Below are 12256 nucleotides of genomic sequence, written 5' to 3'. Positions count from 1 at the left end.
GTAGCGAAAGCGAGTCCTAATAGGGCGTTTGAGTTGCACGCTCTAGACCCGAAGCGGAGTGATCTAGCCATGGGCAGGTTGAAGCGGCTGTAAGAGGTCGTGGAGGACCGAACCCACCAGGGTTGAAAACCTGGGGGATGACCTGTGGTTAGGGGTGAAAGGCCAATCAAACTCCGTGATAGCTGGTTCTCCCCGAAATGCATTTAGGTGCAGCGTCGTGTGTTTCTTGCCGGAGGTAGAGCACTGGATAGGCGATGGGCCCTACCGGGTTACTGACCTTAGCCAAACTCCGAATGCCGGTAAGTGAGAGCGCGGCAGTGAGACTGTGGGGGATAAGCTCCATGGTCGAGAGGGAAACAGCCCAGAGCATCGACTAAGGCCCCTAAGCGTACGCTAAGTGGAAAAGGATGTGGAGTCGCAGAGACAACCAGGAGGTTGGCTTAGAAGCAGCCATCCTTGAAAGAGTGCGTAATAGCTCACTGGTCAAGTGATTCCGCGCCGACAATGTAGCGGGGCTCAAGCGTACCGCCGAAGTCGTGTCATTCCAGCATATACCTCTAACGGGGGCTGGGATGGGTAGGGGAGCGTCGTGTGCCGGGTGAAGCAGCCGCGGAAGCGAGTTGTGGACGGTTCACGAGTGAGAATGCAGGCATGAGTAGCGATACACACGTGAGAAACGTGTGCGCCGATTGACTAAGGGTTCCTGGGTCAAGCTGATCTGCCCAGGGTAAGTCGGGACCTAAGGCGAGGCCGACAGGCGTAGTCGATGGACAACCGGTTGATATTCCGGTACCCGCTTTGAAACGCCCAATACTGAGCCCATTAATGCTAAGGCCGTGAAGCCGTCCTGGACCCTTCGGGGAAAGGGGAGTGGTGGAGCCGCTGAACCAAGGTGGTAGTAGGTAAGCGATGGGGTGACGCAGGAAGGTAGTCCAGCCCGGGCGGTGGTTGTCCCGGGGTAAGGGTGTAGCCCGTTGTCCAGGTAAATCCGGATGACATGTGGGTGAGACCTGATGCCGAGCCGATTGTGGTGAAGTGGATGATCCTATGCTGTCGAGAAAAGCCTCTAGCGAGTTTCATGGCGGCCCGTACCCTAAACCGACTCAGGTGGTCAGGTAGAGAATACCGAGGCGTTCGGGTGAACTATGGTTAAGGAACTCGGCAAAATGCCCCCGTAACTTCGGGAGAAGGGGGGCCATTTCCTGGTGATCATCTTTACGGTGTGAGCTGGGGGTGGCCGCAGAGACCAGCGAGAAGCGACTGTTTACTAAAAACACAGGTCCGTGCGAAGCCGTAAGGCGATGTATACGGACTGACGCCTGCCCGGTGCTGGAACGTTAAGGGGACCGGTTAGTCACATTTCGGTGTGGCGAAGCTGAGAACTTAAGCGCCAGTAAACGGCGGTGGTAACTATAACCATCCTAAGGTAGCGAAATTCCTTGTCGGGTAAGTTCCGACCTGCACGAATGGCGTAACGACTTCTCGACTGTCTCAACCATAGGCCCGGTGAAATTGCACTACGAGTAAAGATGCTCGTTTCGCGCAGAAGGACGGAAAGACCCCGGGACCTTTACTACAGTTTGATATTGGTGTTCGGTTCGGCTTGTGTAGGATAGGTGGGAGACTGTGAAGCGGCCACGCCAGTGGTTGTGGAGTCGTCGTTGAAATACCACTCTGGTCGTGCTGGATGTCTAACCTCGGTCCGTGATCCGGATCAGGGACAGTGTCTGATGGGTAGTTTAACTGGGGCGGTTGCCTCCTAAAGAGTAACGGAGGCGCCCAAAGGTTCCCTCAGCCTGGTTGGCAATCAGGTGTTGAGTGTAAGTGCACAAGGGAGCTTGACTGTGAGACCGACGGGTCGAGCAGGGACGAAAGTCGGGACTAGTGATCCGGCAGTGGCTTGTGGAAGCGCTGTCGCTCAACGGATAAAAGGTACCCCGGGGATAACAGGCTGATCTTCCCCAAGAGTCCATATCGACGGGATGGTTTGGCACCTCGATGTCGGCTCGTCGCATCCTGGGGCTGGAGTCGGTCCCAAGGGTTGGGCTGTTCGCCCATTAAAGCGGTACGCGAGCTGGGTTTAGAACGTCGTGAGACAGTTCGGTCCCTATCCTCTGCGCGCGTAGGAATATTGAGAAGGGCTGTCCCTAGTACGAGAGGACCGGGACGGACGAACCTCTGGTGTGCCAGTTGTCCTGCCAAGGGCATGGCTGGTTGGCTACGTTCGGAAAGGATAACCGCTGAAAGCATCTAAGCGGGAAGCCTGCTTCGAGATGAGTGTTCCCTCCCCCTTTGAGGGGTTAAGGCTCCCAGTAGACGACTGGGTTGATAGGCCAGATGTGGAAGCCCGGTAACGGGTGGAGCTGACTGGTACTAATAGGCCGAGGGCTTGTCCTCAGTTGCTCGCGTCCACTGTGTTAGTTCTGAAATAACGAACGACCGTGTTGTATCCGGTGTTGGTTAATTTCATAGTGTTTCGGTGGTCATTGCGTTAGGGAAACGCCCGGTTACATTCCGAACCCGGAAGCTAAGCCTTTCAGCGCCGATGGTACTGCAGGGGGGACCCTGTGGGAGAGTAGGACGCCGCCGAACAATCTTTCAACGTCGGCCCCTGAACTTCGGTTCAGGGGCCGACGTTTTTTTATGCCCTGTCACTTGGTGTTCACGTACGCCCCGCAGCATGCAGTCATGAGTACCGCGAGGTTCCTGAAGTCCGCAGGCGTCGGAGTCGGCGACGAGGTCGTCGTGTCGGCGTACGGTGATGCCGAAGCTGCCGCAGCCGTGGTGATGGCCGGGGCCAGGCCCGTCTTCGCCGACATAGATCCCGGGAGTTACTGCCTCGACCCGGATGCGGTCGCTGCCGTACTCACCTCACGTACCACCGCCGTGGTGGCGGCCGCCGCCTTCGGGCACCCGCCGGACCTGGCGCGGATCGGTGAACTCGGGCGTACCCATGGGCTCCTGGTCATCGGGCCCGGCGACGCTGTCGCCGCGGCGGACGAAGTCGAGCAACGCCGTTCTCACGCGGCCTACTTGCGCGACCGCTTGACCGGCGTACGCACACCGGTGCCGAACCCGGCCCATACGTACCAGCGTTACGTGGTGCGGGTGCCGGGCAACGGGCGCCCCGACCGCGATGCCTTCGCGCAGGCCCTGCGGCGCAGGGGAGTGGGGTGCGAGGTGCCCGTGACGACGCCGGTTCACCGTATGCCCGCCTTCCGGCGTGATGTGCGGCTGCCCGAGACCGAGCGGGCCGCCGACGAGACTCTCGCGCTTCCGGTGCACGGTTCGCTGCGCCGGCGTGAACTGCAGCGCATGGTCTCGTCCTGCAACGCGCTCGGCGGTCTGCTCCAACCCGCCCTCTGAACAGGCGGCTTGGCGTCGACGTGGGGCCGTGGAACGGCGGTGGCGTGATGGCGGGAAGCACCCTCGACTTCGGGTATGATCTATCTCGTTGCTGCGCCCCAATAGCTCAGTCGGTAGAGCGTCTCCATGGTAAGGAGAAGGTCTACGGTTCGATTCCGTATTGGGGCTCTCACACCGAAAGGCCCCCGCCGGTTGGCGGGGGCCTTTCGCGTATCCGCTACTTGGGCGGTTACTTGGGCGGTTCCGGGACGCGCATGGCCAGGATCGCCATGTCGTCCGACGCCGGTTCGGCGGCGAACCGCTCCACCGCGCGCAGGATACGGCCGGCCACCGCGCCCGCCGTCAGACCGGTGCAGGTGCTGAGCACATCGGCCAGGCCGTCGTCGCCGAGCATCCGGGTGCCCTCGCGGCGCTCCGTGACGCCGTCCGTGACGCAGAGCAGTACGTCGCCCGGTTCGAGGGTCACGGACTGCTCGTACAGCTCCAGGTCCTCCATCACGCCCAGCAGCGGCTGCGGCTCGGCCGCCGGCTCCACGGTGCCGTCCTGCCGCAGCCGCAGGGGCAGCGGATGTCCCGCGCAGACGACCTTGAGGAGCGCGCTGCCGTCCTCCTGGGGCCACAGCTCGCCGTAGAGGAGCGTCAGGAAGCGGCTGCGGGCGCCCTCGTCGAGGATGGCGGCGTTGAGCCGCTCCAGGACGGCGGGCCCCGAGAAGCCCTCCCGGGCGAGCAGCCGCAGCGCGTGGCGGGCCAGGCCGGTGACGGCGGCCGCCTCCGGGCCCGTACCGCAGACATCGCCGATGGCGAAGCCGTAGGCGCCGTCCCGGATGGGGAAGAGGTCGTAGAAGTCGCCGCCGACCTCGTTGCCCTCACCCGCAGCGCGGTAGATGACCTCCACCTCGACATTGGGCACCTCGGGCAGGCCCGGCGGGAGCAGGCTGCGCTGCAGGGCCTGACTGATGGCGGTGCGCTCCGAGTACAGCCGGGCGTTGTCCAGCGCGAGCGCCGCCCTGCGCGAGAGGTCCTCGGCGAGCTCCAGGATCTCCTGGCGGAAGTGGTCGTCGGACGGTTTGCCGAGCGTCAGCATGCCGATGACACGGTTGCGGGCGACCAGCGGCAGGACGACGGTCTCGCCGCCGACCGCTGCGGCGGTGGCGAGCGTGGTGCCGATGCCCGAGCCGAGCGCCGGGCTCGACCCGAGACCGAGGCTGCGCATCGACGACGTCAGCGCCGCCTGGTGCGCCGCCTCACCGGGAGCGGCCCAGCTCCGGGCGCCCGGGGTCGGGACGGGCTCGGGCGGGCTGATCCGGGAGAGCAGCGCCTTGAGGCCGTCGATGCGCTCCTCGTCCTCGTGCAGGACATAGGAGAGGTACGGCTCCGACGACTGGTCGGCGATCGTGTAGACGGCGCACCAGGCGGCCAGGGTCGGCACCGTCATCTGCGCCATCAGCGCGAGGGTCTGGTCGCGGTCGAGGGTGCCCGCCAGCAGGTCGGACGCCTCGACGAGGAACGAGAGCGAGCCGCGGCGCAGCTTCTCCAGCTCGCCGAGCCGGGCCGACTCGACGGCGAGCGCGATGCGGTCGGCGGCGAACTGCAGACGCAGCGCCTGCTCGTTCGAGTACCGGCCGGGGGCCTCCGTCGAGACGCCCAGGGAGCCGGTGAGGCGGCCCTCGACCTTGAGCGGGACCGTGACGACCGAGCGCATGCCCGTGCCGTTCAGCAGGGGGACGGCGCCGGGCACGGCCGCGAGGTCCTCGTGCACGGCGGGCATCCGCGCCGATCCGTACCGTCCGGTGCCCGCCTCGACCGGGACCCGGGCGAAGCGCTGGCGGGCCGAGGGCAGGCCGGTCGTGGCCCGTACTTCCAGCTCCGTCTCGTCGTCCGTCGCGAGCAGCAGGAACGCCGCGTCCGCGTCGAGCATGTCCCGGGCGCGCTCGACGGTGCGCTGGAGGAGGCCGTCGAGGTCGTCGGGGGCGGGGGAGCCGATGAAGACTTCGAACGGGTCGGTGGTGCGGTGGTCGGTGAAGGAGTTCGAGTCGTTCTGCGGGGTGCGCGCCGGTGTCTGGAGGACCGCGCGTTCGTAGTCGTTGACCAGCAGACAGACGGTGCTCGGCTCGCCCTGCGCGTCCCGTACCCGCAGGTGCGACGCGTACACCGGGACGACTCTGCCGTCGGCGGTGCGGATGCCGTAGCTGCCCTCCCAGCGGGACAGCTGGAGGGCGTCGGCGATGCCGGTGCCGGTGCCGGGGGTGTGCGGCCAGGCGGCGAAGTCGGTGAGCTGCTTGCCGACGACCTGGTCCGCGGGGTGGCCGAAGAGCTCCGTCGCGTCCTCGTTCCAGGAGGAGACGGCGCCGGTCGCGTCGATCTGGATCACGGCCACCCGGACGCGTCCGTCGGCCACCGGGAGGAGCTCGGCGGGCAGCAGCGGTCCTGCCGAGCGGGCGCCCACCGCGCGCTGCGGCAGGTCGAGTTGGAACCACACCTGTTTCTGGGTGGGTGTGTAGTCGACGCCCCAGCGGGACGCGAGGGCCGCGCAGAGCAGCAGTCCGCGGCCGCCCTCCCGGTCCGGGTTGCCGAAGGACTGGCCGCTGCCCTGGAGCGGGACCTCACGCTCCGGATAGTGGTCGGCGACCTCCACCCGGATGCCCTCTTCGGTCCGCAGGCACAGGACGTCGGCGTTGGTGCCCGCGTGGACCACCGCGTTGGTGACCAGCTCGCTGGTGAGGACGACCGCGTCGTCGACGACGTCGGAATAACCCCACCCCTGGAGGGTGTCACGTACAAAGGTACGGGCGGTCGCTACCGACCGTCCGACCGGTTCGAAACTGGCAGCCGCCCGCGCGGTGATCACAGAACTCCTCGTACGCGTCTCGACGCCCGGCTCTGCCATGTCGGCCCGCCCCTCGCTGCCCGGTGGTAGTACTGGTGCCTCCGCCCCCGCCGGGCGGACCGGGACGGTTGGACAGCCGGATGCCAGGTTACTTACCTTCGCGGTCCGTGCGGATGCCGGTTACGGGGTTTCCGCCCGGAGTGGGCGGGGACGGTATGCAAAGCTGCCGAACTGTTATGGCCTGGTCCTGCCATGGTGAAACACTGGGCAAGCTTCTCGGTACAGCCCCGGGCAGTACGGCCAACCCCTGCGGGAGGGACACGGTGGAGTCTGGCACGGCGGCGCGTGACAAGAACACGCGCGCAAAAAGCGGACAGTCGCCAAAAAAGCGACACCACGGGACAACTGAAGTGGATACCGCCGCCCTGGGCAGACTTCTGACAGCTCTGGCCGCGATGCGCGACGGCAACTTCCGGCGGCGTCTGACGGTCTCGGGCGAAGGGACGATGGCCGAGATCGCGGCTGTCTTCAACGAGGTCGCCGACCGGAATCTCCATCTGACGGGCGAGCTCGCCCGGGTGCGCAGGATGGTCGGCCGTGAGGGAAAACTCACGGAGAGGCTGGAGACGGGCGCCCTTGAGGGCTCCTGGGCGGTCGCGATCGACGCGTCGAACGAGCTGGTGGACGATCTCGCGCGGCCGGTCTCCGAGGTCGGCAGGGTGCTGTCGGCGGTGGCCGAGGGTGATCTGGAACAGCGGATGGACCTGCGCTCGCAGGCCATGGACGGGGTGGAGCGGCCGCTGCGCGGCGAGTTCCTGAAGGTCGCCCGCACGGTCAACAACCTGGTGGACCAGCTGTCGGCGTTCACCGACGAGGTGACGCGTGTCGCGCTGGAGGTCGGCACCGAGGGCAAGCTCGGCGGCCAGGCCCAGGTGCGAGGTATGTCCGGTTCGTGGAAGGGCCTCACGGATTCGGTGAACACCATGGCGTACCGGCTGACCGCGCAGGTACGTGACATTGCTCTCGTCACGACCGCCGTCGCCCGGGGTGATCTGTCACGCAAGGTCACCGTCCATGTGGCCGGCGAGATGCTCCAGCTGAAGAACACCGTCAACACGATGGTCGACCAGCTGTCCTCGTTCTCATCCGAGGTGACCCGGGTCGCGCGTGAGGTGGGCACGGAGGGCGAGCTGGGCGGTCAGGCGGCCGTGCCGGGTGTGGCCGGCGTGTGGAAGGACCTCACCGACTCGGTGAACACGATGGCCGGGAACCTGACGTCGCAGGTGCGGGGTATCGCGGAGGTCACCACGGCCGTCGCCAACGGGGATCTCTCGCAGAAGGTCACGGTGAGCGCGCGCGGCGAGGTCGCCCAGCTCGCCGAGACGATCAACCAGATGACCGAGACGCTGCGTACCTTCGCGGACGAAGTGACCCGGGTGGCCAGCGAGGTCGGTGCCGAGGGGCTGCTGGGCGGCCAGGCGCAGGTGCCGGGCGCCGCGGGCACGTGGAAGGATCTCACCGACTCCGTCAACACCGTCTTCCGCAACCTCACGACGCAGGTGCGGGACATCGCCCAGGTGACGACGGCGGTCGCCAACGGTGACATGTCGCAGAAGGTCACGGTGAACGTGGCCGGGGAGATGCTGGAGCTGAAGAACACCGTCAACACGATGGTGGACCAGCTGCAGTCCTTCGGTTCCGAAGTGACCCGGGTGGCGCGTGAGGTCGGGGTCGAGGGCCGCCTCGGCGGGCAGGCCGAGGTGCCGGGCGCCGCGGGCACCTGGAAGGACCTCACCGACTCGGTGAACACGGCTTTCCGTAACCTCACCGGGCAGGTGCGGGACATCGCGCAGGTGACGACGGCGGTCGCCAACGGTGATCTGTCGCAGAAGGTCACCGTGGACGTGGCCGGGGAGATGCTGGAGCTGAAGAACACCGTCAACACGATGGTGGCGCAGCTCTCGTCGTTCGCCGACCAGGTGACGCGGATGGCGCGTGACGTGGGCACGGAGGGCCGGCTCGGCGGGCAGGCCCGGGTGGACGGTGTCAGCGGTACGTGGAAGGAACTCACCGACTCCGTCAACTTCATGGCCGGCAACCTCACGTCGCAGGTGCGCCAGATCGCCCAGGTGACCACCGCGGTGGCCCGGGGTGATCTGTCGCAGAAGATCGACGTGGACGCGCGCGGCGAGATCCTGGAGCTCAAGAACACCATCAACACGATGGTCGACCAGCTGTCGGCGTTCGCCGAGCAGGTGACCAGGGTCGCCCGCGAGGTCGGTACGGACGGCAGGCTGGGTGGTCAGGCGCAGGTGCCCGGGGTGGCCGGGGTGTGGCGCGATCTGACCGACTCGGTGAACGGGATGGCGGGCAACCTCACCGCTCAGGTCCGTAACATCGCGCAGGTCGCGACGGCGGTGGCCCGCGGTGATCTGTCGCAGAAGATCGACGTGGACGCCCGGGGCGAGATCCTGGAGCTCAAGAACACCCTGAACACGATGGTCGATCAGCTGTCGTCGTTCGCGGAGCAGGTGACGCGGGTCGCGCGTGAGGTGGGCACCGAGGGCATCCTGGGCGGCCAGGCCGAGGTCCAGGGGGTCTCCGGCACCTGGAAGGACCTCACCCAGTCCGTCAACTTCATGGCGAACAATCTGACCTCGCAGGTACGGAACATCGCCGAGGTGACCACGGCGGTCGCCAAGGGCGACCTCTCGAAGAAGATCACCGTCGACGCCAAGGGCGAGATCCTCGAACTGGTCACGACCGTCAACACGATGGTCGACCAGCTGTCGTCGTTCGCCGAGCAGGTGACGCGGGTCGCGCGCGAGGTGGGCACCGAGGGCATCCTCGGCGGCCAGGCCCGGGTGCGCGGGGTCACCGGCATCTGGGAAGACCTCAGCGACAACGTGAACCTGATGGCGAACAACCTGACCAGTCAGGTGCGGAACATCGCGCAGGTCGCCACGGCGGTCGCCAACGGTGATCTGACCAAGAAGGTGACGGTCGAGGCGCGCGGTGAGGTCGCGCAGCTCGCCGACACCGTCAACACCATGGTGACGACGCTGTCCTCGTTCGCGGACGAGGTGACGCGGGTGGCGCGTGAGGTGGGTACGGACGGCTCGCTCGGCGGCCAGGCGCGGGTGCCGGGGGTCTCCGGTACGTGGAAGGACCTCACCGAGTCGGTGAACTCGATGGCGTCCAACCTGACCGGGCAGGTGCGCCAGATCGCCACGGTCACCACGGCCATCGCCAAGGGCGACCTGACGAAGAAGATCGACATCGACGCCCAGGGCGAGATCCTGGAGCTGAAGACCACCATCAACACGATGGTCGACCAGCTGTCGAGCTTCGCCGAGCAGGTGACCAGGGTGGCCCGTGAGGTGGGCACCGAGGGCCAGCTGGGCGGGCAGGCCCGGGTGCGGGACGTGGACGGCACCTGGCGCGACCTGACCGAGTCGGTGAACGAGATGGCGGGGAACCTGACCCGTCAGGTGCGCGCCATCGCGGCCGTGGCCACCGCGGTGACCCGCGGCGACCTCAATCTCAAGATCGATGTGGATGCGGCGGGCGAGATCCAGGCGCTCCAGGACAACATCAACACGATGATCGCCAACCTGCGTGACACCACCGTCGCCAACAAGGAGCAGGACTGGCTCAAGGGCAACCTGGCGCGTATCTCCGGGCTGATGCAGGGGCGCCGGGAGCTGGTGGACGTGGCGTCGCTCATCATGAGCGAGCTGACGCCGGTCGTCTCCGCCCAGCACGGAGCGTTCTTCCTGGCGGTGCCGACCGGTTCGGCCACCGAGAGCGGCGCGGGCGACGAGAACGCGTACGAGCTGCGGATGCACGGCAGTTACGGCTACTCGGCCGGCTCCATGCCGACGACGTTCCGGCCGGGCGAGACGCTCATCGGTACGGCCGCCGAGGAGAAGCGCACGATCCTGGTGGAGAACGTGCCGCCGGGGTACCTGAAGATCTCGTCCGGTCTGGGTGAGGCGCCGCCCGCCCATGTGATCGTGCTGCCGGTGCTCTTCGACGGGACGGTCCTCGGTGTGATCGAGCTGGCTTCGTTCCAGCCCTTCACGCATATCCAGAAGGACTTCCTCAACCAGATCGCGGAAATGATCGCGACGAGCGTCAACACCATCAGCGTCAACTCGAAGACAGAGGTGCTGCTCAAGCAGTCGCAGGAGCTGACCGAGCAGCTGCGGGAGCGTTCGGCCGAACTGGAGAACCGGCAGAAGGCACTTCAGGCGTCGAATGCCGAACTGGAGGAGAAGGCCGAACTGCTGGCCCAGCAGAACCGCGACATCGAGGTGAAGAACACCGAGATCGAGGAGGCCAGGCAGGTCCTGGAGGAGCGTGCCGAGCAGCTGGCCGTGTCGATGCGGTACAAGTCCGAGTTCCTGGCGAACATGTCGCACGAGCTGCGTACTCCGCTGAACTCGCTGCTGATTCTCGCCAAGCTGCTCGCCGACAACGCCGAGGGAAATCTCTCGCCGAAGCAGGTGGAGTTCGCGGAGACCATTCACGGCGCGGGTTCTGATCTGCTCCAGCTGATCAACGACATTCTGGATCTGTCCAAGGTCGAGGCGGGCAAGATGGATGTCAGCCCGACCCGGATCGCACTGGTCCAGCTCGTCGATTACGTCGAGGCCACCTTCCGTCCGCTGACGGCCGAGAAGGGCCTTGACTTCTCCGTACGGGTCTCGCCCGAACTGCCCGCGACGCTGCACACGGACGAGCAGCGGCTGCTGCAGGTGCTGCGGAACCTCCTCTCCAACGCGGTGAAGTTCACCGACACCGGGGCGGTGGAGCTGGTCATCAGGCCGGCCAACGCCAATGTGCCGAACGCCATCCGTGAGCAGCTGCTCGAAGCGGGCTCGCTGCGCGAGGCCGACGGGGATCTGATCGCCTTCTCGGTCACCGACACGGGGATCGGTATCGCGGCCAGCAAGATGCGGGTGATCTTCGAGGCGTTCAAGCAGGCGGACGGGACCACCAGCCGCAAGTACGGGGGGACCGGGCTCGGTCTGTCCATCAGCCGGGAGATCGCACGGCTGCTCGGCGGTGAGATCCACGCGGCGAGCGAGCCGGGCCGTGGTTCGACGTTCACGCTGTACATGCCGCTGCACGGCAGCGAGCTGCCTCCTCAGGGGTATCCGCAGCTGACTCCTGGCGGCGGTCTCGAGCGGTCGCCGGGCGGGGCCGACGAGGGGGCGTCGCGGGCCGAAGCGGGCCAGGCGCCCGGCATGGCGCCCACGGACGGCCAAGGCGGTCCCGCTGAGCTGTTCCGCCGGCGCCGCAGGTCGCTGGGGCCGTCCGGCGGACAGCCTGCGCTGCCCGCCAGTTCAGGGGTGCAGGCGGCGACCGCTGAGCCGGAGACCTGGGCCGAGGAGCCCCAGGAGCCGGCCGAGCCGCGCCGGGTCTTCCAGTTCAACGGCGAGAAGGTGCTGATCGTCGACGACGACATCCGGAACGTCTTCGCGCTCACCAGCGTCCTCGAACAGCACGGGCTCTCGGTGCTGTACGCGGAGAACGGGCGCGAGGGCATCGAAGTCCTGGAGCAGCACGACGATGTGACGCTCGTGCTGATGGACATCATGATGCCGGAGATGGACGGTTACGCGACGACGACGGCGATCCGCAGGATGCCGCAGTTCGCCGGGCTGCCGATCATCGCGCTGACCGCGAAGGCGATGAAGGGCGACAGGGAGAAGGCCATCGAATCCGGTGCTTCCGACTATGTCACCAAGCCTGTGGATCCTGACCATTTGCTCACGGTAATGGAGCAGTGGATGCGCGGTGAGTGATCGATTGATGAGTGAATCTTCAGGAGTTGCTGACTGACTGTGGCTGAAGGCGTGTGAGAGGGGCGCATTCGGGGAACCTTCTGGTCTCCCGGCGCGTTTCTGCATACGAGCGCCGTGACATCGCGGTGACATCACGGTGACAGGGTGTGGCGACAGGCGGGGTGCGGTTACCATGACCGGCACAAGGACGGACGGCGTTACGGAGCTGTCCCCTGGGGCGGCGCCCGGTGCACTGCCGGGACGAGGAGGA

3 protein-coding genes, 1 tRNA gene and 2 rRNA genes (1 of these 6 only partly in view) are annotated in these 12256 nt (G+C 66.2%); 5 read left to right on the top strand and 1 reads right to left on the bottom strand.

Going from position 1 to position 12256, the window contains the following annotated elements; translation table 11 throughout:
* From OG510_RS09155 to OG510_RS09140, 4 genes are all read left to right on the top strand, one after another.
* Positions 1-2397, top strand: a 23S ribosomal RNA gene (locus OG510_RS09155) (it extends 728 nt beyond the left edge of the window).
* A gap of 78 nt (positions 2398-2475) precedes the next feature.
* A 5S ribosomal RNA gene (gene rrf / locus OG510_RS09150) occupies positions 2476-2592 on the top strand.
* A gap of 96 nt (positions 2593-2688) precedes the next feature.
* The gene (locus tag OG510_RS09145) at positions 2689-3366 is read left to right on the top strand and encodes a DegT/DnrJ/EryC1/StrS family aminotransferase (protein WP_406136279.1); all 678 of its coding nucleotides are present in this window, start codon (positions 2689-2691) and stop codon (positions 3364-3366) included.
* Positions 3367-3461: 95 nt separating this feature from the next.
* Positions 3462-3534: transfer RNA gene (locus OG510_RS09140), tRNA-Thr, on the top strand.
* A 61-nt stretch (positions 3535-3595) separates the two neighbouring features.
* Here the strand turns inward: OG510_RS09140 and OG510_RS09135 are convergent.
* A complete protein-coding gene (locus OG510_RS09135) occupies positions 3596-6253 on the bottom strand; it encodes a SpoIIE family protein phosphatase (RefSeq protein ID WP_406136277.1) in 2658 nt (885 codons plus the stop codon).
* A gap of 263 nt (positions 6254-6516) precedes the next feature.
* Between OG510_RS09135 and OG510_RS09130 the strand changes: the two genes are divergently transcribed.
* Entirely contained in the window at positions 6517-12006 is a 5490-nt protein-coding gene (locus OG510_RS09130; RefSeq protein ID WP_406136276.1) for a HAMP domain-containing protein, read from the top strand.
* Positions 12007-12256: the final 250 nt, after the last annotated feature.

The sequence above is a fragment of the Streptomyces sp. NBC_01089 genome, from assembly GCF_045162975.1.
Taxonomy (GTDB): domain Bacteria; phylum Actinomycetota; class Actinomycetes; order Streptomycetales; family Streptomycetaceae; genus Streptomyces.
This window is presented reverse-complemented; position numbering and strand designations above follow the sequence as displayed.

Excerpts from the sequence above, each read along its gene's own strand:
- OG510_RS09145 (WP_406136279.1), top strand. The coding sequence starts at position 2,689 with ATGAGTACCGCGAGGTTCCTGAAGTCCGCAGGCGTCGGAGTCGGCGAC.
- OG510_RS09135 (WP_406136277.1), bottom strand. The coding sequence starts at position 6,253 with ATGGCAGAGCCGGGCGTCGAGACGCGTACGAGGAGTTCTGTGATCACC.